Source organism: Bradyrhizobium nanningense, from assembly GCF_004114535.1.
In the GTDB taxonomy this organism is placed as follows: Bacteria; Pseudomonadota; Alphaproteobacteria; order Rhizobiales; family Xanthobacteraceae; genus Bradyrhizobium; species Bradyrhizobium nanningense.
Genome location: NZ_LBJC01000010.1, coordinates 1 through 25,880 on the forward strand (window position 1 = coordinate 1; position 25,880 = coordinate 25,880).

The window sequence follows — 25,880 nt, forward strand, 5'->3', positions numbered from 1 at the left end:
TGGTAGGCCGCCAGCGCATAGGCCTGATCGGCCGGCGCCGGCAGCGCATTCCGATCGAGCTTGCCGTTCACCGTGAGCGGAAGCGCCGCCAGCTGCACGAACGCACTCGGCACCATGTAGTCCGGCAGTCGCGCACTTAAGTGCGCCCGCAAGGTGCCCGCAACCCCGCCTCCATCGCCCTCGTCCGCGCCGGCCTCGGGCGCGCAGACCACATAGGCGATCAGATGCTTGTCGCCGGCGCCGTTCTGGCGCGCCACCACCACCGCCTCGCGCACCCAGGCGTGCTCGCAAAGCCGCGCGACGATCTCGCCCGGCTCGATGCGATAACCGCGGATCTTCACCTGATCGTCGTTGCGGCCCAGGAACTCAAGATTGCCGTCCGGCAGATAACGTGCAAGGTCGCCGGTCCGGTACAGCCGATCGCCCTCGACAAAGGGACTGGCGATGAACCGCTCGGCGGTCAGCTCAGGGCGGTTGAGGTAGCCCCGTGCCACCCCCGCCCCGCCAATGTAAAGCTCGCCGACCGCGCCGAACGGCACGGGCGCGCCATGGCCATCCAGCAAGTACGCCCGCGTGTTGGCGATTGGACGCCCGATCGGGACCACCGACCCATTGAAATCAGCCGGGCAAGTCCAGATCGTCGCGAAGGTCGTCGTCTCGGTGGGCCCGTAGCAGTTAATGAGACGTACGGGGCCCTTTTCCTTCAACAATCTCAAAAACGAGGCAAGATCACCGCGCTCACCCCCACAGAGGAGGTGCTTCAGTTGCGCCAACGTCGGAGCAATCGTTGATGTATATTGGTTGAATAGTGCTGTTGTTAGAAACAGTGACGTCACCCGGTGCTGTTCAAGCGCCCGGGCAAAACTAGGCGTATCCCTGACGGTGGCGGCATGCATGGCAACAATGCAACCACCGTTAAGCAGCGGTGCCCATACTTCGAATGTGCTTGCGTCGAAGGCGGGATTGCCAGCCCATGCCACCCGATCTCCCGCATCGATCTTCACATACCCACTGTTGATCACGAGCCGGTTGACGGCACGATGAGGAACAACAACTCCTTTGGGAAGGCCAGTTGAGCCGGAGGTGTACATGACGTAAGCGGCAGTTTCAGCGCTCAACGCCAGCCCAGGATCGGAACTACATCCCGTTCCAGCTATGAGCGGCTCAATAGCCAGAACAGGTATCGTCGCCTCAACCAGATCATCCCCGGAAAGCACCAAGCGTGCAGCACAATCGGCCATCAGCCATTTTTGTCGCGACGACGGGAGGGCGCGATCGACCGGTACATAAACGCCGCCGGCCTTCACAATCGCCAGCTGCGCCACCACAAGAGCGACGGAGCGGTCCAGCACTGTGGCAATGCGATCCCCAGGCTTGATCCCGAGGGCGATCAGGTGATGCGCCAGGCGGTTGGCCTGCGCATTGAGCTCGGCATAGCTCAGCCGCTCATCTTCGCAGACCACCGCCACCGCATCCGGCGCCTTGTTCACCTGCGCTTCGAACAGCTCGTGGATGCACCGCTCCGCAGGATACGGCGCCGCCGTCCGGTTCAGCTCCTCCAGCAGATACGTGCGCTCGGCAGTCGAGAGCAGCTCGATCCGCCCGACCGCTTGCTGCGCATCGGCAGCCATCGCCCGCAGCAGCGCCAGCAGATAACCACGCTGCCGCTCGATCGTCGCCTGATCAAACAGCGCCGTGGCATAACCCAGCGTTCCGGCGATCGCCTCGCCCTGCTCGCCAAGGCTCAGCTCCAGATCGAACTCGACCTGATCAATCTCCTCCCCGGCAGCTTCGACACTCAGCCCCGGCAGGTCCAATGACCCAACCGCATTGTTCTCCCAGGCCAGCATCACCTGCAACAACGGCGTGTGATCAAGAGCCCGGGGCGGCTGCACGATCTCCACCACCTGCTCGAACGGCAGGTCCTGATGCTCCTGCGCAGCCAGCACCGTGCGCCGCGTCCGCTCCAGAAGCTCCGACACGCGCGGCTTGCCCGACAGGTCCAGCCGAAGCGCCAGGGTGTTGACGAAGAAGCCGATCAGCTCTTCGATCTCGCGGTGCCCCCGATTGGCGCTCGGCACGCCAATCACAAGATCGTCCTGCCCGGACAGACGCGACAGCACCGCCGCCCAGGCCGCCAGCACCGTCATGAACAACGTCGTGCCATGCTGCAGGCTCAGCCGCTTCAGCTCCCGGGTCAAATCCGCATCGATGACGATCGGGACCGTGGCCGCGGCAAACGACTGCTGGGCAGGCCGCGCACGGTCCGTCGGCAAGACAAGACGGGCTGTGCCTGCCAGGGCGCTGCGCCAATACTGCGCCTGCTTCTGCAACCGTTCCCCCGAGAGCCATTGGCGTTGCCAGGCGGCGTAATCCGGATACTGGATCGCAAGCGGCGGCAGAGGATCGTCCTGCCCAGCCTGGAATGCCCGGTAGAGCTGGCTAAGTTCACGCAGCAGCACGCCCATCGACCAACCGTCCGAGACGATGTGATGCTGGGTCAGCAGGAAGACGTGTTCCTCGTCGGCGGTGCGGATCAGCCGACCGCGGATGAGCGGACCGCGCGCAAGATCGAATGGCGTGCGCCCCTCTTCATGGCACAGATCCAAAAATGCCGCTTCCGCATCCGATCTCTCCCGCAGATCATGCTCAACTATCGGCAGACCCGCATCCGGCGGCAAAATCTCAACCCGGGGCTTGCCCTGGGTCGCGACAAACACACTGCGCAGCGCCTCATGACGCGCAAACAGACGGTCAAGGCTGCGCCGCCAGGCGCTGCGGTCGAGCATCCCGCGCAGTCGCAAGGCCAGCGGAATGTGATAGTTGGTGCTGCCTTCGTTCAGCTGCGCCAGAAACCATAGCCGCTGCTGCGCAAACGACAGCACAAGCGGCTCATGCCGCGACACGGCTGCAATCGACGGCAGCTCTTGTGGACCGGAGCTGCTCAACAGCTCGACGATGCTTGCCGCCAGGTCAGCCAGCACTGGCCTTGCGAACAGCGCCGACAGCGGCAGTTCGACCCCGACAGCCTGTGACAGCCGGCTCGACATCTGCACGGCCAAGAGCGAGTGGCCGCCCAGTTCGAAGAAGTGGTCGTTGCGCCCGATGCGCTCGACACCAAGGAGCTCGGCCCAGATCTGCGCCAGCGCCGTCTCGACCGCACCTTGCGGCGACTGGTAGGCCGCCAGCGCATAGGCCTGATCGGTCGGCGCCGGCAGCGCGTTCCGATCGAGCTTGCCGTTCACCGTGAGCGGAAGCGCCGCCAGCTGCACGAACGCACTCGGCACCATGTAGTCCGGCAGCCGCGCACTTAAGTGCGCCCGCAAGGCGCCCGCAAGCCCGCCTCCATCGCCCTCGTCCGCGCCGGCTTCGGGCGCGCAAACCACATAGGCGATCAGATGCTTGTCGCCGGCGCCGTTCTGGCGCGTCACCACCACCGCCTCGCGCACCCAGGCGTGCTCGCAAAGCCGCGCGACGATCTCGCCCGGCTCGATGCGATAGCCGCGGATCTTCACCTGATCGTCGTTGCGGCCCAGGAACTCAAGATTGCCGTCCGGTAGATAACGTGCAAGGTCGCCGGTCCGGTACAGCCGATCGCCCTCGACAAAGGGACTGGCGATGAACCGCTCGGCTGTCAGTTCAGGGCGGTTGAGGTAGCCCCGCGCCACCCCCGCCCCGCCAATGTAAAGCTCGCCGACCGCGCCGAACGGCACGGGCGCGCCATAGCCATCCAGCAAGTACACCCGAGTGTTGGCGATTGGGCGCCCGACGTGAGGCATCTGGGGCCAACATGACGGATCAGCTGCAAGGTGGTGCTCGGAAATGACGCTGATTTCCGTGGACCCATATTGATTGATCAATCTCGCGTTCGGATGTGCTTCGAAGAACGCCCTAAGCAGTGGAGTGGCCTGCAATCGCTCGCCGGCAGTATAAAGCTCTCTTAAGGAGGGCAGCTGCACGCGCTGCGTGCTCCAGACTTCCGCAAAATGATTCAATGCCACGAACGGGAGGAAAAGCCGCTCGATCGCCTCCCGTTCTACAAATTCCAGCAGGTCGGAGAAGCGCCTCCGGGTCTCTTCCCGCACGAGCACAAGCACTCCGCCGTCCTTCCAACAGATGAACAATTCCTGGCAGGACACATCGAAGTTCAGGGTCGCGAATTGAAGTGTGCGCAGTTTTGACGTGCCAATCCCCGCAAGCGAATTTTCAAGCGCGCCGTGGGACATTTCCACGCCCTTTGGGATTCCGGTTGAGCCGGAGGTATAGATGACATAGGCGAGATGGCGTGATGTGAGGCCAAGCGTGCTCGGGTCCGGGTTCGAAGCCGGCCGCTCGGCCCAGGCCGGGGTCGCCGTCTCCAGATCCACCACAGTCACACCGGCCACGGCCTCCGCACCCAATGCCGTCAGACCGCCGGCATCGCAAAGCAGCAGTTTCGGGTCTGCATCGCCAACAATCTGCCGCAGCCGCGCCGACGGATAAGCCGGATCTAGCGGCAGATACGCGCCACCCGCTTTCAGGATCGCCAAGAGACCAACCACCATCGCCAGGCTGCGTTCGAGGCAGATCGCCACCGGCTGGTCCGGCCTGACCCCGAGGGCGATCAGATGATGCGCCAGCCGGTTGGCCCGCGCATTGAGCTCGCCATAGCTCAGTCTCTCTTTCTCATAGACCACCGCCACCGCTTCCGGTGCCTTTTGCACCTGCGCCTCGAACAGCTCATGGATACATCGCTCAAACGGATAAGGCGCCTCCGTCCGATTCAAATCCTCAAGTAGATACGCGCGTTCGTCGGCGGCCAGAATGTCTATTCGGCCGACAGGCTGCCCAGCATCGGCCATCACGCCGCGTAACAACGTTTGCAAATGCTGCGTCATGCGGTCGATCTGCTTGGGCGCTAATCGAGCGGCGTCAAAATGCCAGCGGAAGCTCCCATCCAGAGCGCCAACCTCAAAGGTCAGCAAATCGCCGCATAAGGGTTGGCCAGCCTTGTGGCTCGTCGTCAGATCGTCAGCGACGGGACAGCTCTCTGTCGTGATTGCAATACCAATCGGCCAAGGCTGGCACGCCCGTAGCGCCTCCACTCCTCGCAATGTCGGGCAACGCGCGATAAGATCTCGGGTAAAGCTAGCGTGCGCCCTCAGCTGAGCGACTTCGGCCGCTACGGTTTTGCGCACTTCTTCAAAATCGAGAGCAAGCTCAATGCAAACATCCATCGGCACGACGGAGGCCATTAAGAGTTTGGAGCCAGTTTGCAATCGGTCCCATGCGGGCTTCCATCCCAGTTGAAGCTCTTTTTGCCCCGTGATCCGAGCGAGATAGATCAGCCAAGCCGCTACCAAATATTCCGAGCGATCTTGCGGGGAAAGCTTAGCCAAACCGCCTGGGCTAAACCATGAACTCGACTGCCATCCGGAAGGCGCCGCAGCCACGGACGATGAGACGAAAGGAGGATGCAATCTGCTAAACTGCTCGAGCCGCCGTCGCCAAAACTCCTCCCCACGCGCCAGCCGTTCATGCGCGGCAGATATGCTCTGCACCTGTTCATCGCTCAAGATCGGAAGGCGACTTTCTTGATTCACGCAAATCGCTCACATCGGTTCGGATCTGTTATCGGGCCTTGGCTGGTCCGCATTGATGTGACGAAACCCTTCGCCGAAGCAGATCACTCAATCTTCCTGCCAACCTTCCGCATCACCAAATAATATGGTGTCAGCAGTACGCCGCAGCCACTCAACCGCGTCAGAGTTTCTGGCAAGCGTCCTCATCGAACGATTTCTCCTCTATGGCGCCCTTTAGACGATTACGCATGTATCGTGCCAAAGGTGAAATCGAGTGCAATCAGTGCGATAGCCACAGCACTGCTGTGTCAGCTGTCCAACAGCGTCGCCAGACATCGTACAACTGAGCGCGGTATCAATCGGCACAAGCCCCGCCCGCCGGTATTCCGGACAAGGGAAAATGGACCTGGAATGCCAAAGTACTTTGTCAGCCTAACCGCATCGCGTGCGCCTTTCGTAAAAGGTCCGCGCGTGGGGTACGAGGCAGTGCTGGATCGCTCGAGTAAACGTTTCTCGCAATTAGCGGCAGTTCATATTGGATTGGCGCTTCTTCGCATCGCTCAATATGTGGAGCCTGCCGGGTCGCCCAGCTTGTGGCGCTCGGTCCCGGTGAGGGGCGGGTTGAAGATGCTCACGAGGATCATGTCGTTGTCCCGTCCCCCGCGCAGGAAATGCTTGTCATGCTTGTCAAGCACATACATGTCACCCTTGCGAATGGGAAAGACATTGCCGTCCATGTCCTCGACCTCGCCCTCGCCGCCGATGCAATAGCAGGCTTCGAGATGATTCCGGTATTGCAGAAGCGAAACGGTGTTAGCGCGCACCACGGTGTGGCAGATGCTAAAACCCATGCCGTCCTTATCCGTCAGAAGGCGGTGGCTAGTACCATTGCCCCAATCGACGAAGTGATCGGATGCTTCGACGTCGCGCAGGCTACGCACAATCATATCGATTGCCCGGTGCAGGTTGAAGTGATCGATCTAAAAGCTGGCCATTGTTCTTGCCCGGAACTGCGACCTCCCTGTCGCGCGGCCGACTGCGGTCTGTCGAAACAACCAACCGTCGGTCGCGGAGAGCCCGTGCAGCAGTCGCATGGGATCGGCTACACGCAAAAGGCCTGCCATTTGTCCGACGGCGACGAGTGAAAATATCGGCGCGAGGGTATTTCGCCGCCGAGCCCGATCGGTGCGTACCAACTTGATGCTTCACCTTTCGCGTGGTGCCGCCGCTTACATTTGTATTCCCCAGAATGCTGCTGGAGATATTGCCGGTGACGTAAACTGTCTCCAATCGCAGATTTGGCAAGTCGTTTCCTTCCTTGCTGTGCCTCTCGCCGCGAATAGGGTTCCGCAGCGTCTCAGCCAGCAGAGCAAATCTCATGCCGTGGTCGCAGGCCGATGAAAGATGAAGTTGTGGCTGTCTCAGCTGGCTACGAGTGAGAACGATTTGGCTGGGCGTGTAACCAATCTAACAAACTGCCGAGATATGGCCGAATACAAACAGGTCCAGAGCGAGAATCGGTCGAACAGTGCTGCTTTCTAATCCGCTATGGGCAAATGATTGAGCACCAGATACCCGAGCCGAATGAACTCACGTGCAGGTCAGCAGATCAGGTCCTGGGGCTAGGACGACAGCGGGCGGATATCATCGATTAGTTGCCGGGTCGCGAGCTCATGATGATGCCGCCGGCGAGAAATCGCGTCGTTCCGGATGCGCGCGTCGTTCGCGGCTCCGCACCTAGCTTGCCCACATGTCTACCCCCTTCGGAAGGCTAAACGCGAGCGGGACGGTCTCGGCCGAAACAGACTCGAGGGCGGGTCTGCTCTTCGGTGAGGCGTCTTTCAATGAACTGACGTTCGACATCCGACAGGTTCGACTTCAGCAGGCGAGGATAGCGGTGGATGTTGTTACGGTGAGCCCGATGCGAGCCAAATATCATCGAGCATCCTGGACGCTCCTGAGGTCGTCGCAATCTCTACGAAGAGATATTCAGGCGAGCATGTCGTTGATCAACGCGCCGCCTGCCATCGCATCTCGGATACCGTTCGGCAGGCGGAGACCATACTGGTATCATTCCTTCCCCCAGCCAGCATTTCCATCGCGACGATCCGCAGCGTTTTTGGCTCGCCATACACTGTCTTTCTGCTCGGCTAGTCGCTCAAACAGAGCTGGACGCTTGTAATGCGCAAGGAATAAGCGGTCACGCCCCCGGCGCCGCACGCTTGTCGCTAACAAGCTCGCCCGTCAGTATTCTCTCCCGACGAGCTGAACATCGTTTGGCGATGTGCTATACGCACCTTGCGTTGAAAACAGCTTTGCTTGAGAGTTTCGATGTCTCTTTCGATTGAATTGATTGTCGACGGCTATGTGAAACTAAACAACCGCAGCGCGCTGGAGAACCTTCTGGCGCATCGTCGGGAGCTACTGCAGCAGTTGAACTCCGTTACCGGAGTTGATTCGAAACCAGCGATCGCTCAGGTCAGTCAAGACATCACAGTGATTGAAAGGGCACTTGCGGCGCTCGCAGAGGAGTAAACAGCAATGGCGCACCGGCTCGATGGCGCTCCGGCGTCGAACACTGAGTTCGCCCTTACTTCCGGATAAAGGCTACTAGCGCGACGCCTCACCGGCATCGTGACGCGCGAGGGTGCGTGCGCCAAGGCTTGGATGCGCTGCCTGTTGAGCGAGCTCTCTCGTTTCAACGATCGGCCTCGCAGCGCACAACGCGCCAACCGACTCACATCGGAAAATGCCGCGCCTTTGGAGACGTTAGGCCGCCATCGATTTGCGACCACGATACACCTCTGCGAGCTAGCCGGATCACTATGCCGCAGGCGACGCGACGCGCGCGAACCTGGATAGCAGGCCAGGATCTTCAGTACTGTGACTTGGAAATTCACCTCAATGACAAGCCATGTCCTAGATCTATCGCCACATCGTTGGTGCTCTGGAAAGAGCTTCCTGACCGATCTGTTTAAGCAGATCGGGGCGCGTCTCACCTCTGGTGGCGGCCTCCAGGATTGTGGAGGCAACGTAGGTGCGGACGCCAGCGTCGTCATACGGTGAGACGCTTTCGCAAACCTCATCCAGGATCTTGCGCAGAAGCGCGGTCGTGACACCGTCCAGCATTGGGAGATCTCCCTCATGCCATCGAGGAAGATAGTGAGCATTTGCTAGACCGCAACTCGATCGCTGATCCATTGCGGCAGCTCGCTTGATCGGCCTGCTTTTGTCTTCTCGTCGGCCGCCTCAGCTTAACAGACAAGCTTGCTAGAGCTCAGAGGCCAATGTGAGCGCCCTGCGATCATGCTCTGCGATTATGTACGGCATGCTCGGCGATCTATTGCGCGCCGGACTGACTGGGCGGCTGCGGCAGGCCAATGCTCTGCCCTGCTCCGATGTCGTTTCATGAGACGGCACCTATCGTCTCCAAACCTGAGCGCGTGGCATCCTGGACCGTGGAAGGATTTCGCGATCAATTGTTGCGGTGAAGCATATCTTTTGGCCAAAAAACAGCGCCCGCCCCACGTCCGGCGACGAAATCGGGCTAGGATCCGGCGCCGGCGCTCAGTGCCCCCTTGAGTCGCCTCTGGCCGCTCTTCAGGGAACTTCGGCTTTATGCAGCTTGACGAGATCGTCTGCGCGATCGCGAAGTAATTTCATGGTCATGGGCGTGTGGATTTTGATCCATAATCGCACGTATTGGCAGCACACGATCTTGAGCGACTCTCCTATGACAATTGCCCGCTTGCAGGCGGATGATCTCGGAGCGACTTGCCTTTCGGATATATAAGCCCGGTGTAGCTGAAGGACCCCAGCACGGATACACGAACGTCGCGTGAAAATTCATCGGGGGCGCTGCCGTAATGCAGGATTCGAGCGCGAGAGCGCGGCTCGTTGCATTAATCTTTATTGCCATTTTGTTACAGTCTCCACCCAGAGCAAATCACATGCAGCCGGAGGCGGCATACTCCGCGGCCACATTGTTGGCGGCCATTACTGCAACTGAGCATAGCGGCGAGCGAGATGGCGTCGCTGAAAGGCGCCGTCGCATGCGCGAGCTGGGCGCAAGCCCTTTGCGGGGAGTAAGCCGCAACCAGCCTACGGCGGGCTGCGTGTGAAACGCTCCGATCTGACGCCGAGGTGCCTCGTTTAGGGAAGAGAAGCGACTGGGCTGTTCAGATTATCTGCTGTGTTTGTCGAATCGGAAAGGGAGCTACATGAATCATCTCGGCAACAGCTGTCGTCGCACACCATCTGTGATGGCAGACGAACAGCACGAGCTGGAGCGCTGCAAGCAGGAGATTGCGCGCCTCAAACAGCTGGTTGTACGACTTTCTGAAATTGCCTTGCGCGACGTCGTAATACGCGCGGAAAGCGGTCCGATCGTCCCGGAGTGTCTGAGCGAGCCGCCGAAGTCATAATACAGAAAGCGAACTCGCACTTGGCTGCTCTCGGCAGCGTGGGAGCAGCCCCGCCTCGCTCCACCCGTCAGCGGCAGGGCCAATCTCCAACCGACATCATGAGCTCGAGCGGTGGGGTAGTTGTTCAGCACGCAAAGGGCAGTTGCGGATCGCCTTCGAGAGTTCTTCCAGGATGTTGAGGATTTCAGCGTCGAGGCATCCGGTTCGACTGTTTCTGAGCGAAATCACTTCCGGATCTGGTTGCGATGGCGATCAGGACAGGACTACATTGTCGATCAACCGAGTGGAGCCGACGTACGCTGCGACACAGAGGACCGCCGGATAGCGCAGAGGGCTCTCGGCAATCCTTAGGGTCCCAGTGTCGACAAGCTCTAGGTACTGCAGTCGATCGACTCTTTCCAAATGCCTTCTTGCAAGCGCAATCAGCGTTGCCGCATCGCGCTCCCCTGAGGCAAAGCCATGCGCTGCGGCGAACAATCCACGGCTGATCGCAAGGCTCCGACCACGTTCTTCCGGGCTGAGATAACGGTTGCGACTGCTCATTGCCAGCCCATCTGGCTCCCGCACAGTTGGCACAGTCACAATTTCGATCGGAAGATTCAGATCAACCGTCACGCGGCGTATCACAGCGCATTGCTGAAAATCCTTCTGTCCAAAGTACGCGACGTCCGGCTGCACCATGTTGAATAGCTTGCAGACGACAGTCGCTACACCACGAAAATGTCCGGGCCTGAAAGCTCCGCAGAGCGGCTTTGCGAGTTCGCCCGGCTCGACAAAGCTCTCAAATTGGGCCGGATAGATCTCCTCTGCACTTGGCGCGAAGACGATGGACACCCCGGCGCTGCGGCACAACGCTTCATCACGCGCGAAGTCGCGAGGGTACCTGCTGAGATCCTCATTTGGGCCGAACTGAGTGGGGTTGACGAAGATGCTAACGACAGTGACGTCGCAGTGTCCCCGGCTAGCCGAGATCAGGGCCAGGTGGCCGTCGTGCAAGTATCCCATCGTCGGAACGAATCCGATGCGCTTATCGGCATTGCGAACGTCTGCAAGGGCGCGACGCAGCTCAGCGACCTTCGTAATGACTTGCATTTCTTACCCCGAGGTTGAACTGGAGGGCACCCAGTTCGCGACGGCATCCCGAAGCTGATCAGGAAGCCGATAGCACTCCTCTGAGCCCGGGAATGCACCTTTGCGGATATCTGCAGCCCAGCGCGACAGCGCCTCCTGGAACAGCTGGAATCCATTTGTATAGGCACGAACGAATTTGGGGCGATGGCCTTCGGTTAGCCCCAAGACATCATGGAGCACGAGCACTTGGCCCGAGCAATCGGGTCCTGCTCCGATCCCGATGGTGGGTATCGTGAGAAATTCGGTCGCTCGCGCCGCGAGCTCGGCAGGAATGCCCTCCAGGACCAGCGCGAAGCAGCCGGCTTCCTGCAGACGGTACGCGTCATCGAGCAGCCGCAAGGCGGTATCCGTTGTCCTTCCCTGCACCTTGAATCCACCCATGACGTTGACGCTCTGCGGGGTCAGACCGAGATGTCCCATCACAGGAATCTCGCAATCGACCAAGGCGCGTACCATCTCGATGCGTTTCGCACCACCCTCGAGTTTCACAGCGTCGGCGCCACGCTGCAGAAAACCTCCTGCATTGCGAATCGTATCCTCAGAACCGACATGAAAGCTCAGAAAGGGCATGTCAGCCACAAGCAGGGCATGAGGCCTCGTGCGCGCAACAGCCTCCAGGTGATGATTCATCATGGCCACGCTGACGGGCAGCGTGTTGTCAAATCCCAGGCAGACGTTTCCAACGCTATCGCCGACCAGGATGATATCGACAATGGGATCCGCGATGCGCGCCGCAACCGCATCGTAGGCGGTGGTCATCACGACACGCCGTCCTTTATCCTTCCACTGCTGCAGTGCCGGAATCGTGACACGCTCTAGAGGCTGCTCTGAACTGTGGCTCATATTGAATCCGCTCTCCACACACCGTCGGCGCTTCCTAGAGAACGCGGGAGAAACCTGTCAATGGCATGAAGGATGGAGATCCCAGTTCCCTAGAGCTCGAGAACAGCGCAAAAACGGTCCAATGGGCGCGCAACCATGAGCCAAGACCTTCCTCATCGCGATTTCACCCCCCGATGTCTCGCCTTCCCGTGCAGTTTCAGCGGCTATGCCAGCCGCGGCCTCAATCGAGGAGCGGCGCTCGCGACGAACGACCATCTGCACGCATTTCCGGGCTGATTGCAGTCTCTCCAAACGGTGACGGCTCGACCGGACCGAGCTGCAGATGCACGCAGTGGGGACTTCGTCTTTAGGTCACATCTCCGTGTCTGCCCCCTTAGGGGTACTCGTGAGACTCCTGCTTCGGCGCTGGCGCACCGAGCAAAGCAAACGGATGGCAGGCCAGGAAGGTCCAAAGGTGACAGGCCGCCGTAAGCGCAGCGAGAGTCGCGGTCGAGTAGATGTCCTCGCGAAGGCGCTCAGACCGAGCCAGCCTGCTGGCCCTGTAGGCGCTGAAGTCGATTATTTTTGCCGATGTTTCTGTCACTTGATTTCCACGTGCTCTAGAGGGCCACTCAAATTCTCTGACCAGGGCCATACCGGCACAACTCAGTCCATTCCTAAGCCGCTTGAAGCCCTCGAAGCCATCTCTGATCGGCCTCCCGCCGCGCCTTGAAGCGGTTGACGCATTTCTTGGAGCAAAGAGCCGTTCGCCAGCAGTAATGGCGGATCAGCCCAAACTTTCCGCCGCATATCGCGCAGCATGTGGCTGAATGGTCGAGGGAATTACGGAAGCCAATGTGCATTCTCGCCTCCTTCAAACATTTACTTGGGAAGCCCGCTGCCCTCTGACCCCAGCACCACGCGCACACCAAAGGTGCGGCGCCCGGCGGGCCGTCTCCCTGGTTCTTGCAACCATCAAGAGCCTTGACTCTGATGTGCGGCTGTCTCGCGAAGCAGTGCTTTCCGCAGAAAGCCTCGCCGAGAATTTTCTCAAGATAATGGATTCCTCTGTCGTGATTAACGCAATTCACTCGACATTTTGGTCAAATGCTGCACCTTTCATGGCCAGCCCGCAGAATTGCTGCGGCAGTTGGATCGGAAGCGCTTAAGTGCTTAAGTGCTTAAGTGCTTAAAGCACGATCAGCCTGGGGGCCCTGGGGGCTGCATCCTCGTTGCACTATCAAAGGCCGCAATAGGGACACTTTCGCCTTCCAAGATCCTGTCACTGCAAATGATCGCACAGTCTCGTGCATCTCACATCAGCAAGTCAGCAGCGTCGCGGATGGCAGTATAGATTTCATCAAGGTCGGCCGCCGTAACGCAGTAAGGCGGCATGACGTAGATCGTGTTACCGAGTGGGCGTAACAGCAGATTCCGCGCTTGGAAGAAAGCCAAAAGCCTCGGACCGATGTCCGCCAGATAGCCGACATCGCTCGTGTTGAGTTCAACCGCTGTGACTGTTCCTGTGCGCCGGACGTTTGCGAACCGTGAATCGGCGCGGAACGGCGCGAGAGCCTGTTCTTGCATCCTCGCCAAGGATGCCAGCCGGCAGCGATATTCCTGATCCTGCCATAGGTCCAGATTAGCCTTGGCGGCGGCACAGGCCACTGGATTGGCCGTATACGAGCTCGAATGAAAAAACGTGCGCGTGCGATCTTCAGAATAATGCGCATCGAAAATATCGGCTCGACAGAGTGTGACGGCGAGCGGCAGCGCCCCAGCCGTGAGGCCTTTCGAATAGCAGGCAATATCGGGCGTGACATCGGCCTGCTCACATGCAAACAAGGTACCCGTCCGGCCCCAGCCTGTCATGACCTCGTCCGCAATGAACAGGACGTCGAAGGCTTCGCAAACCCGCTTCATCTCTCTTAGCACCGAGGGAGAATACATTAGCATTCCACCGGCACCCAATATCAGGGGCTCCACGATAAAGGCTGCGGGATGTTCGTTTCGACACGCGTTTTCAAGCGCATCGAGCGCTCTTTGCTCACAATCTCTTGCCGGGAACGGAATCGATGTCACCTCGAACATCAGCGCCCCGTAGGCCGCATTGAAGATGCCTCGGCTACCTACCGACATCGCCCCGATCGTGTCGCCATGGTACGAGTGCTGCATCACCACAATTTTGGTTCGCTCTCTTCCGGTATTGCGCCAGTAGCCGAGCGCCATTTTCAGCGCGACCTCGACGCTGGTTGACCCGCTATCGGAGAAGAACACATGTTCGAGCGCGGGGGAGGTGACCTTCAATAGTTCCGTCGCAACCTGCTCAGCCGGGTCGTGAGTGTATCCGGCGAAGATGACCTGGTTGAGCTTGCCTGCCTGTTCTCGGATCGCGTTCACGATGCATGGATGGCAATGGCCGTGGGTCACGACCCACCAGGAGGAGATTGCATCGATAAGGCGTCGGCCATCTTCGGTGTAGAGATAAGCCCCCTCTCCCCGCAGCACCTTCGTCATGTCCGGCTGTAGAGCATGCTGCGTGAACGGGTGCCAGATCGGCGACCTTTTGGCTGCCTTCATAGGTTCAGGAAATCGCTGACAACAAAGGAGTCTTTGAAAGCGGCCTGCAGCCTATCGTCCGTGAGGGGAACAAGCCACGGGAGCCGTCCCAACCAGCGCACTCTCCCGATCTCGCAAATCGCGCTTTCAGTTTCGGCGTTTCTTTCGCCAATGAACGCAACTCCGAGGATTCGGATCTGACGCTTGCGCAGAGCCTCTATCGAGAGCAGGGAGTGATTGATTGTGCCCAGTCCCGTCCTTGCGCAAAGCACGACGGGAAGCTGCCAGCGCTCGAAGATGTCGATGTAAAGAGTGCGCGCTGTCAGCGGCACCATGAGTCCGCCGGCTCCCTCGATCACGAGTTGCCGCTCGCCGCTATCCGGCAGTCGAAGCGTGTCGGTATCTATGCGAACGCCGTCGATCTCCGCGGAGTAATGGGGCGAGGCAGGCGTCCGAAGTCGATAGAGCTCCGGGACGATCCGATCGGACGAGAGGCCACCGAGGCGGCGGATGCACTCGGAGTCGATCTCTTGTTCGAGTCCAGCCTGGACCGGCTTCCAGTAATTCGCGCCGAGAAGCCCGGCGAGCCCTGCGGAGAATACCGTTTTACCGACCCCGGTGTCCGTACCAGTCACGACGATCCGCTTATTCATCAAAACGAGCCCCTCGTCACCTCAACCAGCGCATCGAGCATTGCGCGCACGTCCGCTTCCCCAACATTGAGTGTCAACGAAATTCGCAAGCGGGCGGTTCCTGCAGGGACGGTTGGCGGCCGAATTCCGCGGACATCGAAGCCGCGCGCCTGCAGAGCAGAGGCAAGTCGCATTGCATGAGCATTGTCACCTACGAGGTACGGTACGATCTGAGAGGTCGATGATGTGCGTAGACCAAGCGAGGTGATCTGCCGATGCGCGAACGCAACGAGTTTGGCCAGCCGTTGCTGCCGCTCCGGCTCTTTCTGCAGGGTGAGGAGTGCCTCTCGAACGGCAACGGCCATCAATGGTGATGGGGCGGTTGCAAAAATAAACGGACGGCAGCGGTTGACCATGAAATCGCGCAAGATGCCGGAGGCCGTAACAAGTGCACCCGCCGCACCGAGCGCTTTGCCGCAGGTATGAACGACGATGAGATTTTCGCGCCTGTCATAAGGGGCCGTGAGCCCTCGTCCCTGATGCCCGTAAACGCCTGTGGCATGAGCCTCATCCACGATCAGAAACGCGTCTTGGCGATCGGCGATTGCCACCAGCTCTTCGAGTGGAGCGAAGTCGCCATCCATACTGTAGAGACTTTCGGCCACAATCCAGACCCGGCCCGCTCCACCTTTGTTTCGCCAGTCGCGAATCGCGTCTTCGACTGACTGGGGGTCATTGTGCGCGTGAATTCGACACTCTGCGCGACCGGCCCGCGCCCCCTCGTGAATACTGGCGTGCACGAGCGCATCGAGAAGGAGCAGATCGCCGCGCTGCGGCAGCGTTGTCAGGAGGGCAAAATTTGCGATGTAGCCGCCTCCAAAGAAAAGCGCAGCCTCCGCGCCAAAGAACTGAGCCGCTTCCGTTTCGAGCCGTTCATGCTCCTCGCAATTGCCGCGCAGAAGCCGCGACCCGCCGGCTCCAACCGGAGTGCCCGCCTCGAGTGCGGCGACCATCGCCTTTTTGATGCACGAGGCGTTCCCGAGCGCCAGATAGTCGTTCGATGCGAAATCGATCCCCACACGTGGCTTGAGGCAGCGCAGCCGTTTATCTTCGTCCAAGGCATTCAACGCTGAGACGTAGGGACTAAGTCTAGCTGTTTGGATCGACCGCATTCATCACTCCGAGGATCGCATCAAATCACGCAGAAGATGCGTTGGCCGTTTAGGAAGGAAGGATGTCCCGTTGGATTCAACTTGCCAGGATGCGATTGTCTCGGTCCACGCGCACAATGCGTGGCTTGAACATCTTTGCTTCGGCCTCGTCGAATGAGGCATATGCAACGATAATGATCTTGTCTCCGGGCATCGCCAGTCGGGCGGCCGCACCGTTCAGGCTTATTGTGCCAGACATCGGCGGCGCCTCGATCACGTAGGTGGCAAAGCGCGCGCCTGTTTCGACATTGTAGATTTCGACGCGCTCGTTGATCACCATTCCTGCTGCCTCCAGGAGCGTACGATCTATCGAGATCGAGCCTTCATAGTGCAGATCAGCTTCGGTCACTGAGGCGCGATGGATTTTGCCCTTCATCAAAGTTATCTGCATTTCTCACCTAGGCTGGATATAGGGGCAATTGCGCGCACTGCTTCCGTCAGGCGAGCCCGGACGTGATGCCGAGCCGGGCCAGCAGATCCGCGTCGCGATCAACTTTAGGGTTTTTGGTGGTCAAGAGCACGTCGCCGACGAAAATTGAATTTGTGCCAGCCAAGAAGCAAAGCGCCTGCAATTCATCGGTCATGTATTGCCGCCCGGCGGACAAGCGAACCACACTCCTCGGCATCATGATCCGCGCGGTCGCCAGCAGCCGGACCAGCGCGATCGGATCGGGAGGCTCCGCGGTGTCTTCCACCGGCACGCCCTCGATCTTGCTCCACAAGTTGATCGGCACGCTTTCGGGATGGTTGGGAAGATTAGCGAGCAGAACGAGCATACCTAGGCGGTCCTCGACGCGCTCGCCCATACCGATAATCCCGCCGCAGCAGATCCTGATGCCGGCATCGCGCACATGCGCCAGCGTATCGATGCGGTCCTGCAGGCTGCGGGTGGTGATGATCTTGCTGTAAAACTCGGGCGATGTGTCGACGTTGTGATTGTAGAAGTCAAGGCCGGCCTCGGCGAGGCGCGCGGCCTGCTTCGGTGTCAGCATGCCGAGCGTGACGCACGTTTCCATGCCGAGTCCCTTGACCGCCTTGACCATGTCGCAGACGGAATCAAGATCGCGATCTTTTGGCGTGCGCCAGGCCGCGGCCATGCAGAAGCGCGTGGCGCCGGCATCCTTCGCGCGCTGCGCGGCCGCAACCACATCGGCGCAACGCATCAGACGGGTCGCTTTCAGGCCGGTCTCGTAATGCGCGCTTTGCGAGCAGTAGCCGCAGTCCTCCGGACAGCCGCCGGTCTTGATGCTGAGCAGGCTCGCAGTTTCGACGTGGTTTGGATCGAAGTTCTTGCGATGAGCGCGCTGCGCCTGAAGCATCAGGTCGGCGAAAGGAAGGTCGTAGAGCGCCTTAGCCTCTTCGACGTTCCAATGATTGCGAACCCGCGCCCCGTTGCTTGCTTCCTTCCGTTGGACTTGCGCAGCAGCATCCATAACCCAATCCCGCTAAATTGTAGATAATCGTGTGAATTATCTATAGTCATCGCTCTCAAAGAGATGCTAATCGAGCTGCCTCGCAAATGCACCGGTTATTGCGGTAGATAATCTATGATCACTGCTGACAACAAGACGACGGTCGCGCGCATCGCGGACTCAATCGCTGAGCGCATTATCAGCGGTGCCTTGGAGCCAGGCGCGCCACTGCGTCAGGATCACGTTGCACGAGAATTCAATTCCAGCCACGTCCCCGTGCGCGAGGCCTTTCGGCAGCTGCAGGCACAACATCTTGTTGTCGCTGTGCCGCGTCGCGGTGTTCGGGTTGCCCCGCTCGATACCCGTTCAGTGAAGGAGATCGCCGAAATGCGCGCCGCGCTCGAGGTGGTGGCATTGCGCCATTCGGGGCCAAGGCTCACAACAGCTCATTTGGCTCAGATCGAGCTGGCCTTGATCGAAGGAGACAATGCAAAGACGATCGAGGAGTTTGAGATGGCCAACCGCGCCTTTCACCACGCCTTGGTCGCGCCGTGCGGAATGCCGCGTCTGCTCGCGAGCCTCGATGGATTGCAGCTTGCCAATTCTCGATTGGTGTTCGCGATGGCGCGATCGGTGGGCTGGCGACCGCGCTCCAATCAAGATCACCGCCTGATTCTGCAAGCCTTGCGAACGCGCAACGTCGATCAAGCCTGTAACCTGCTCACGCGGCACATTCAAACCATTGAGCGCCTTGCCCTTCCGGCGTCCTGAGCAAATCTGGCAAGCTTCACTAGGGATCGCGACGATCGCAAGCGACGGTCATGCGGCAGGCGACTAGCCTCGTTGCAACGGGCTCTATTCCCAGATAGTCATGGCCCCCCTAGCGGCATCTCCACGGACGGCCATGATTCGTCACATCGTCTTCTTCAGCGCCAAGGACGAGGCGCATATCGTCCAGATCATCGAAGGTCTTTCGCTTCTCACCACGATACCACATGCGCGCCGGCTTGAGGTTGCCCGCAACCGCAAGACCGATCAGCTCGGCAACGATATCGACATCGTGGTCTATGGTGAGTTCGACAGCGAGACGGAGCTCGCAGCGTACAAAGCGCACGATCTCTACCAGGAGTCGATTAAACGGGTCCGACCGCTCCGCGAGCTGAGGTTCGCGGCCGACTACGATGTATCAACAGATACCCCTTTCGCCTCCAGGACAGGATGATCCAGGTGCTGTCGCAGCAAAACGTCCACCGCCAGGTAAACTCGGCAAAGGGTCTCATGTTTCGGCCCATCGCAGACAAGCGTTATTCTCGTCGGGTGAGGCAACAGATGGAACGGCACTTTCACGACGTCAGCCGCCTGTGACCGATAGCCCGATGTACGTTCGCGAGTTGCAGTGGGTTGAACCTGTCACAGCGATGCGACGTCTCGGGCATCGATCGCATCTCACGTTTCTCGATAGCTCAGCAAGGCACGAGCTGCTTGGGCGCTACTCATATCTAACGTGCGACCCGTTCAGCACCTACAGGGTCGCGAACGGCCAAGCCAGTTGGAACGGACTGACTCTCGAGGCCGATCCATGGAAGGTCCTTCGCACGCTACTCGCGAAGTACCCGCAAGAGCATCGCCCCGATCTCCCGCCATTCCAGGGAGGAGCGGCAGGCTACCTTGGCTACGACATGAACAGGACATTGGAGCGCTTGTCTGCGCCGGCAACTGCCGGTCTGGCTTTGCCCCAATCCATCCTGCATTTCTATGACGTGGTCATCAGCTTCGACCACCGGGATAACAAATGCTGGATCGTCTCGACCGGATGGCCGGAGCAGGATCGCGCGCGACGCAGCGAACGAGCGCGTCGTCGAGCCGACGAGTTTGCAGCATTGCTTGCCGGTCCAAAGGCGCCACAGAAGGGTTGTCCCAGCAAAGCGGGCGCATGGCGCTCGAACTTCAGCCGCGACGGCTACATTGCGGCCGTACAACGTGTGATCGACTTGATTCTGGCGGGTGACGTGTTCCAGACCAATATTGCGCAGCGTTTCAGCACCCGCCTGTCGACCTCTTTTGATCCGCTCGCCTTCTATTGCCAGCTACGATCATTCAATCCGGCGCCCTTTGCGGCCCTGCTGCGATGGGGAAAGCTGACCGTCGCATCAAGTTCGCCGGAACGATTCCTAAAGCTTGACGGGCGACAAGTCGAGACACGTCCCATCAAGGGCACGATCGCCCGTTCGCCTGATCCCAAGGAAGACCACCGCCGTGCGGCTGCTCTCCTCGCTTCCGAAAAGGATCATGCCGAGAACACGATGATTGTCGACCTTTTGCGTAACGATCTGTCACGCGTTTGCACTGCGCATTCGGTCCAGGTTCCGGCCCTATGCAATCTCGAGTCCTATGCCTCGGTGCACCATCTCGTGTCGATCGTTAGGGGGACACTTGCCGGAGACGAAGACGCCGTTAGCGTGCTCCGTGCTTGCTTTCCCGGCGGCTCCATTACGGGAGCGCCAAAGCTGCGGTCGATGGAAATTATTACAGAAATCGAGCGCATAGCGCGAGAGGTCTATTGTGGGGCGATCGGCTTCATCGGCTTCAACGGGCACATGGACACGAGTATTGCGATCCGCACTGTCACGATCGACGGCGACCTGGCTGTTTTTCATGCGGGCAGCGGCATAACGGCCTTGTCGGAGCCCGAGGCCGAATACGAGGAAACGCTCGCCAAGGCAGAGCGAATCTTTGATGCATTTGGTTCTGAACCAGCTGGTGCATTTTGATTGTCATCATCGATAATTACGATTCCTTCGTGTTCAACATTGCCCGCTATTTTCACATGCTCAGTGAAGCAACGGAAGTGATCCGAAACGACGCTATCAGCATCAGCGAGCTCGTTAGTCTCAACCCGCGCGCGGTGGTCATATCGCCCGGCCCCTGCACCCCAACTGAGGCAGGAATATCGACAGCAGTGGTTCGCGAACTTTCAGGACGCGTACCAATTCTCGGTATCTGCCTTGGACATCAGTGTATTGCGAGCGCTTTCGGAGGACGGGTGGCGCGTGCGCGTCGGCCCATGCACGGTCGGCGCTCATACGTTGCGCATGACGGCCGAGGGTTATTCAAGGGGCTGCCAACCCCGCTTGACGTCGGACGCTACCATTCTCTTATCGTCGAGCTTGATGAGTCATGTGCGCAGAACCTCATAGTGACAGCGCGTTCGGAGGAAGGCGAGATCATGGCCCTCACGCACGGCTATTATCCCACCTATGGGGTCCAGTTCCATCCCGAGTCGATACTTACCTCACAGGGGCACGTCCTGCTTATGAACTTCTTGCGACTCACAGAGGATTTCCGAAACCACGCGGCGCAATGAGAGGCTCGGCCCGCCGATCAAGATGGTGGACCGTTGGTTTCCGACGGGGTTGGAAGGCGCGGCCCAATTCGGCAGGCATTTGCGGTAATCAGCGCTGTTCCGTGCTCGGCTCCGCAGTCAGCGGCGCGCCTCCGACAGAAACCGGACCTTGCGGTTTCGAGGGCCGGACGTCTCTCTTGGCCGGCTTGGATGTGGTGCGCACGGCCGGCGAAGAAGCAGCAGGAGCAGGAGAAGCAACAGGCGCCGGACGATTCTTTGGGTCAGGCTGCGATCTGATCCGAGATCCGCTTTAGCTCGGTTTGCTGCGCATCGACGTTGCGATTGAGCTCGGCAATTTCATCGGCTGTCTTCTGATGCCCTGATTGGATCCATAAAAGAGCGTCCCTATCCTCAGGTGACAAGCCAAGCGAGGGAGGCACGACTTCGTGCGCCGGCGGCGCCTCGGCAAACGTTTCGATATTCGTCAAAAATAGGCTCCTCCGGCGCAAAGAACGAGCAATACGACTCAGAAGAGCAAAGATCCGCCGAAAGCCTTTCGACGGTCTCTGCAGGACCGGCGGCAACTCCGATGCTTGGAATTGATCCGTCAAAGCCACACCCCGCTCCCATCATCTCAATCTGCTTTGGTTGTTCTCGTTGCGGCGATAGCTGAAGATGGTCAAGAGCAGCCGCGAGCCGCCCCCCCCCGCTGCATCGTTCTCAGCAATGTTGTCCCCAAAGCCTCTTCTTGATCGGATCAGGGCTTTTACGAGCTACGCATTGCGCTGCAGATGGCGAGGTAAATAATGAAGGCCGGTAGAGGGCTTACCCGTGAAGCACATTCATACTTGCTTGCTCTTGAGAGGGCCGCCTCACCAAAGGCTGTGCGGTAGGGGATTTGCTGGGTGACGCTTCCAGCGCTCCTGCGCCTGCTCGTTCGGCGATCGACAGTTGTAGCGCCGAAGTTGACTTGGCGCAAAAGCTGCGCAACCCACGCAAAAAACGCGTGATGGGACCATAAGACTAACTATATCGTTCATGGAGGGGGACCGACGTTGTTAGTGGCAACTGCACGAAGGCCAACCAGGAGATCAGGTCGGCCGTTCAGAACGACGGGCACTACATGCGGAAGCGATCGAGGAAGCGGATCCCTACGGATGCCTGAGCAGATCATCTGCAACCGCCGGGCCTCCATACGTGGAAAACCATACCAGCGCCCCCCTGTCCGGGCTGCGTACCGTCTTGCGTGAGATCTCGCAGGATCCTAGCGCGCCAAAGGTCAACCGCGGGATCCAAATGAAGGAAAATGCGAGCAGGCTGGAGCAAAGCGGTGCAAGCCCAGCGGCGGTCAGCGCCAACAGGCTGCCGGACACAATGTCATGATTGCGCACCAAACTACCAGCTAGTCTATCGAATTGATTGCGCGCCTATTTTTGCGAAGAGGCCCGCAACTGTGGACGTGGATGGGGGACTGTAAGCCGTGATTGTTTGTGATCATCATGTTCAGTCACGTAGAGGTATTCCAACTCCAAACGCGGCACACGTGGTCACGCCTGCTCGCGCCTGACGAAACTCTCTGGATCCATGAGTTCTCATGCAGCACCAGTTCGCCGCGCTTGTCACAAAGCGGTGCCAACCGAACGCTGGGCACTTGAGAACGTATGTCGCTTTGTCGCGTTGACGTTTACGGCGGGAAACGGCACGCCTTGATCATCCGTATGGAGCGATACCGGATACGGTTGATGACGAAGACTAAAGGCATGTCTAAAGCATGGACGTGTACGCGTCGTACGATGCTGTTAGGCAGTAGCTTCTTGGGTAGCGCGTTTTTCGGGGGCGTTACGGTGCCTACACCCAGTCGGCCGCAGCGCAAGGTTGCCATGGTGTTGAAGGCGGCCGACTCTCCCTTCGTCGTTGGGTGCACACAAGACGGCATTACCTCCTTGCGTTATCGTAACGATGCGTATGACACGGATTATGTTCTGCCTGGAGCCGCGCTGGGGACGGCTCACGCTAGAGTTCGGCGTGCCGGATCCGAGTGGCATACGCTTCGAACCGGCGTTGATGCAACGAAGCCTATGCATAGCGCGGCCCTTGAACTAGCAGCCCGCGATGCCGGCGTCCTTCTCACGACCCGCCTCGCAGTCGACGAGGCTGGATTGACTTGGGAGATCATGCTGCGGAACGACGGCATGGCGAGCGTGGAGGTTGGCGACCTCTATTTGCCCATGCCGATGAACACCGAATTTCCGGCAGGGCAACCGGTATCGGTGGCTGTTTTGAAGCACAGCTTCGTCTCGGGGCATGGATCGCACATCTTCTGGATTCGCGGCAACAGCACCGGCCCCTTCCTCATGCTCTTACCGGAAGCGGACACGTCACTGGAATATTGGGATGTCCACAAGGATTCGGCCGAAGCCAGTGGGACGTGGTGCGCCTACATCTTGAGCGGGGCGGCCGCCGGCGAGGCAGTGGCGGGCGGGACTCGCTGGCGACAGCCGACCCATTCCCTGTCCCTGTCGCCGGCCGAGCAACGGCGTTACCGTCTCCGCTTCCAGTGGGTTGCCGATTACGAGGCGGCGCGCAGGGCTATCGCGGACGCCGGTCTGGTGGACGTGGAAGTAATGCCGGGCATGACGGTTCCCAATGATCTGCATGTCGACATCGCGCTCGCGTCCTCCATTCCGGTGGAGCGAATCGAAGCTGAATTTACCGGCGACACGGTGGTGCAACGGTTGCCGGATCGGGCTGGCAGGCGCCTGTGGCGGGTTCGCTTTTCGCGATTGGGCGAGAACCGGCTGACCCTACACCAGCCGGGTGCGCGCCAGACCTTTCTTGAATTCTTCGCTACCGAGCCCGTCGAGACGATGATGAAGAAGCGCGCAACCTTCATCGTGAAGCGGCAGCATCGTGACCCGTCCAAATGGTACGACGGTTTGTTTGGCGAGTGGAATATGGAGACCCAGGTCCTGCTTGGCCCGGACAATTACGACCGGATCAAGGGCTGGCGCATCTACGAGGTGACGTGCGACGATCCCGGGCTGAGCAAGCCCGCTTACCTCGCGACCAAGAATGCCGAGCATCCTGATGTGGCGGAAGTGGCGGCGCTGGATCGGTATATAGATACGTTCGTCTGGGGCGGGCTGCAACGTACCACACAGGAGGCATACGCCTACGGCCTCTACGGCATACCCGATTGGAAGCAGAACAGGGAAAGCAGCGATCCCGGCCCAAAGGGCCGCCTGCATATCTGGCGGCCTTATGACTATCCGCACATCTTCGCGATGTATTTGGCCATGCACCGCATCGCGCGTGACCATCCCGCGATACCCACCCGCCAGAGCGCACGAGATTATTTGGTACGCGCCTACGGTACGGCGCTGGCCATGTTCACGGTGCCGATGCGCGTGGTAATGTGGTCTGCCTACCGCACCGGCTTCTACAACGAATGTGTGATCCCCGAACTGGTCTCGGCGCTCACGACGGCGGGCTTGACGCGCGAGGCGGCGACGTTGGAGGCGCATTGGGCGCATAAGGTGCGCGCCTTCGTCGATCCGAAGGTGGACCTGTTCGAGTCTGAATATCCGTTCGATTCCACCGCCTTCGAATCAACGCAGGCACTGGCGCGTTCGGCCCTTGACGACCCTGTCGCCATGGGGGTTTCGAAGGCGGCAGCGCGTGCCTTCGCGGAGCGTCAGATCGCTGCAAATCTGTTCTGCCGTGGCTGGCTGGAACCTGCTTATTACTACCTGGGCAGCGATTATCGCCGCACTGCGGGCGACGCCTATACGCTGACTTACATGGCGCAGATGGGTGGCTGGGCGCTGCTTGATCATGCGCTGAACGATGCAGATAACCCGCATCCGCTCCTTCGTCTCGGCTATGCGTCACAACTCAGCGCGTGGGCTTTGCTGAACAGCGGCCCTGCGTCGGCGGGTCATGGCTATTGGTATCCGGGCGAGGAGAATGACGGCGCGGCCGGTGGCGGCTTCGAGCCGGCGCCGAGCGGGATCACATGGCTCGGTCAGCCGCATCACCGTGGAACGTGGTATTACTCGTGCGAGATCGACCTGGGATTTTGTGGGGCGGTCCGCGCTGCTGCGACGATCGTTGCCGACGATCCCCTCTTTGGGCGGGTTTGTCACGGTGGCATCATGGAGACGTTCGCTCACATCCTGCGTATCTGGCCACGTGATGGCGTGCGGCGACGGCTCAACGTGCGGCTCCAGTCTCTCCGATTGGATTTGGTGCTGCTCGACGCCCGATTCCGGGCCGATCAACCGATCATTCTGAATTTGGGGGAGGGGTGGATCAGCCTTACGCCTGAGCCCTTTGCCCCATCTGCATCGGGAGTGTCGTTCGAATTGCGGTACGATGACGGGAGAAAGCGCAAGGAAGTCGTCGACATCACGGACGGCCAGCTCGTCGTCCGCTTGCCTGGGGCGCGCTTACCGCGGGTTCAGGTTCGCTAGACTCTAGTGTTGCCGATTGTGGGGTGCGATCGGGCACTTATGGCCTGCTGTTCCACGCCTATCACGGCGATCCGCGCCGCACGGGCATAGTGCGCTAACTCCGCGTTGTTGTCGATCATTTCGTCGAGCAGCGCCTTCATGTCGCTTTGGTCTGACGCCGATTTAAGCGGCCCCGGCAGCCGCTCGATCGCCAACACGGCAATGGCGAGCGCCTGCCGATGCTGCAGGCTACGACGCACGGCTCCCGCCAGCGGGCGCCACCCCGCGTCTATCAGCGCTGATCCTTGGTCGGACCGAGAGCCTGACGCCATCA

Annotated in this window: 21 protein-coding genes; 8 read left to right on the top strand and 13 right to left on the bottom strand. The window is 59.7% G+C overall.

What is annotated here, in order from left to right; genetic code table 11:
• Positions 1-5,234, bottom strand: a 5,234-nt coding sequence (locus XH84_RS06860; protein ID WP_245471636.1) for a non-ribosomal peptide synthetase, incomplete at its 3' end; no start/stop codon positions are given.
• Between the two features lie 219 nt (positions 5,235-5,453).
• Here XH84_RS06860 and XH84_RS40580 point away from each other — a divergent pair.
• On the top strand, positions 5,454-5,705 hold the full coding sequence (locus XH84_RS40580; RefSeq protein ID WP_245471637.1) for a hypothetical protein: 252 nt from the start codon (positions 5,454-5,456) through the stop codon (positions 5,703-5,705).
• Between the two features lie 416 nt (positions 5,706-6,121).
• On the opposite strand, the gene XH84_RS06870 is transcribed toward XH84_RS40580, so the two are convergent.
• Positions 6,122-6,508: an ectoine synthase gene (locus XH84_RS06870; RefSeq protein WP_128948100.1), complete on the bottom strand. Its 387-nt coding sequence runs from the start codon at positions 6,506-6,508 to the stop codon at positions 6,122-6,124.
• Positions 6,509-7,892: 1,384 nt separating this feature from the next.
• Between XH84_RS06870 and XH84_RS06880 the strand changes: the two genes are divergently transcribed.
• The gene (locus XH84_RS06880; RefSeq protein ID WP_128948101.1) at positions 7,893-8,096 is read left to right on the top strand and encodes a hypothetical protein; all 204 of its coding nucleotides are present in this window, start codon (positions 7,893-7,895) and stop codon (positions 8,094-8,096) included.
• 390 nt (positions 8,097-8,486) lie between these two features.
• Here XH84_RS06880 and XH84_RS39540 read toward each other — a convergent pair whose 3' ends face one another.
• Entirely contained in the window at positions 8,487-8,690 is a 204-nt protein-coding gene (locus XH84_RS39540; protein ID WP_164937337.1) for a hypothetical protein, read from the bottom strand.
• A 1,091-nt stretch (positions 8,691-9,781) separates the two neighbouring features.
• On the opposite strand from XH84_RS39540, the gene XH84_RS06890 reads away from it, so the two are divergent.
• On the top strand, positions 9,782-9,985 hold the full coding sequence (locus XH84_RS06890) for a hypothetical protein (RefSeq protein WP_128948102.1): 204 nt from the start codon (positions 9,782-9,784) through the stop codon (positions 9,983-9,985).
• Positions 9,986-10,237: 252 nt separating this feature from the next.
• Here XH84_RS06890 and panC read toward each other — a convergent pair whose 3' ends face one another.
• The 7 genes from panC to bioB all read right to left on the bottom strand — a co-directional run bounded on the left by panC (position 10,238) and on the right by bioB (position 17,773).
• The gene (panC, locus tag XH84_RS06900) at positions 10,238-11,077 is read right to left on the bottom strand and encodes a pantoate--beta-alanine ligase (RefSeq protein ID WP_128948103.1); all 840 of its coding nucleotides are present in this window, start codon (positions 11,075-11,077) and stop codon (positions 10,238-10,240) included.
• A gap of 3 nt (positions 11,078-11,080) precedes the next feature.
• Positions 11,081-11,959 carry a 3-methyl-2-oxobutanoate hydroxymethyltransferase gene (gene panB / locus XH84_RS06905; RefSeq protein WP_164937338.1) on the bottom strand — a complete coding sequence of 293 codons (879 nt, stop codon included), beginning with the start codon at positions 11,957-11,959 and terminating at the stop codon, positions 11,081-11,083.
• Between the two features lie 1,293 nt (positions 11,960-13,252).
• Positions 13,253-14,518, bottom strand: a complete 1,266-nt coding sequence (locus tag XH84_RS06920; RefSeq protein WP_128948106.1) for an adenosylmethionine--8-amino-7-oxononanoate transaminase — start codon at positions 14,516-14,518, stop codon at positions 13,253-13,255.
• Positions 14,515-15,150 (bottom strand): dethiobiotin synthase, encoded by a 636-nt coding sequence (bioD, locus tag XH84_RS06925; RefSeq protein WP_128948107.1) that lies wholly within the window; start codon positions 15,148-15,150, stop codon positions 14,515-14,517. The genes XH84_RS06920 and bioD overlap by 4 nt, the downstream gene beginning before the upstream one ends.
• Positions 15,150-16,301: an 8-amino-7-oxononanoate synthase gene (locus XH84_RS06930; protein WP_128948108.1), complete on the bottom strand. Its 1,152-nt coding sequence runs from the start codon at positions 16,299-16,301 to the stop codon at positions 15,150-15,152. Before XH84_RS06930 ends, bioD begins: the two co-directional genes overlap by 1 nt.
• Before the next feature lie 76 nt (positions 16,302-16,377).
• Positions 16,378-16,731 carry an aspartate 1-decarboxylase gene (gene panD, locus XH84_RS06935; RefSeq protein ID WP_128948109.1) on the bottom strand — a complete coding sequence of 118 codons (354 nt, stop codon included), beginning with the start codon at positions 16,729-16,731 and terminating at the stop codon, positions 16,378-16,380.
• A gap of 46 nt (positions 16,732-16,777) precedes the next feature.
• The gene (bioB, locus tag XH84_RS06940) at positions 16,778-17,773 is read right to left on the bottom strand and encodes a biotin synthase BioB (protein ID WP_128948110.1); all 996 of its coding nucleotides are present in this window, start codon (positions 17,771-17,773) and stop codon (positions 16,778-16,780) included.
• 114 nt (positions 17,774-17,887) lie between these two features.
• On the opposite strand from bioB, the gene XH84_RS06945 reads away from it, so the two are divergent.
• The 4 genes from XH84_RS06945 to XH84_RS06960 all read left to right on the top strand — a co-directional run bounded on the left by XH84_RS06945 (position 17,888) and on the right by XH84_RS06960 (position 21,116).
• Positions 17,888-18,523 carry a GntR family transcriptional regulator gene (locus XH84_RS06945; protein WP_128948111.1) on the top strand — a complete coding sequence of 212 codons (636 nt, stop codon included), beginning with the start codon at positions 17,888-17,890 and terminating at the stop codon, positions 18,521-18,523.
• A 133-nt stretch (positions 18,524-18,656) separates the two neighbouring features.
• Positions 18,657-18,974, top strand: coding sequence for a Dabb family protein (locus tag XH84_RS06950; RefSeq protein ID WP_128948112.1), 318 nt, complete (start codon positions 18,657-18,659; stop codon positions 18,972-18,974).
• Positions 18,975-19,113: 139 nt separating this feature from the next.
• The gene (gene pabB / locus XH84_RS06955; RefSeq protein WP_128948113.1) at positions 19,114-20,523 is read left to right on the top strand and encodes an aminodeoxychorismate synthase component I; all 1,410 of its coding nucleotides are present in this window, start codon (positions 19,114-19,116) and stop codon (positions 20,521-20,523) included.
• A complete protein-coding gene (locus XH84_RS06960; RefSeq protein WP_164937340.1) occupies positions 20,520-21,116 on the top strand; it encodes an anthranilate synthase component II in 597 nt (198 codons plus the stop codon). The genes pabB and XH84_RS06960 overlap by 4 nt, the downstream gene beginning before the upstream one ends.
• On the opposite strand, the gene XH84_RS41795 is transcribed toward XH84_RS06960, so the two are convergent.
• Positions 21,045-21,233, bottom strand: a complete 189-nt coding sequence (locus XH84_RS41795; RefSeq protein WP_128948126.1) for an EspF repeat-containing protein — start codon at positions 21,231-21,233, stop codon at positions 21,045-21,047. The genes XH84_RS06960 and XH84_RS41795 overlap by 72 nt on opposite strands.
• A gap of 143 nt (positions 21,234-21,376) precedes the next feature.
• Complete coding sequence (locus tag XH84_RS40585) at positions 21,377-21,583, bottom strand: hypothetical protein (RefSeq protein ID WP_245471638.1); 207 nt, start codon at positions 21,581-21,583, stop codon at positions 21,377-21,379.
• Between the two features lie 1,305 nt (positions 21,584-22,888).
• Between XH84_RS40585 and XH84_RS06980 the strand changes: the two genes are divergently transcribed.
• Positions 22,889-25,567: a DUF5695 domain-containing protein gene (locus XH84_RS06980; RefSeq protein ID WP_245471642.1), complete on the top strand. Its 2,679-nt coding sequence runs from the start codon at positions 22,889-22,891 to the stop codon at positions 25,565-25,567.
• Here XH84_RS06980 and XH84_RS06985 read toward each other — a convergent pair.
• The gene (locus XH84_RS06985; protein WP_245471639.1) at positions 25,564-25,806 is read right to left on the bottom strand and encodes a hypothetical protein; all 243 of its coding nucleotides are present in this window, start codon (positions 25,804-25,806) and stop codon (positions 25,564-25,566) included. The two genes, XH84_RS06980 and XH84_RS06985, sit on opposite strands and share 4 nt — an antisense overlap.
• Between the last annotated feature and the right edge of the window lie 74 nt (positions 25,807-25,880).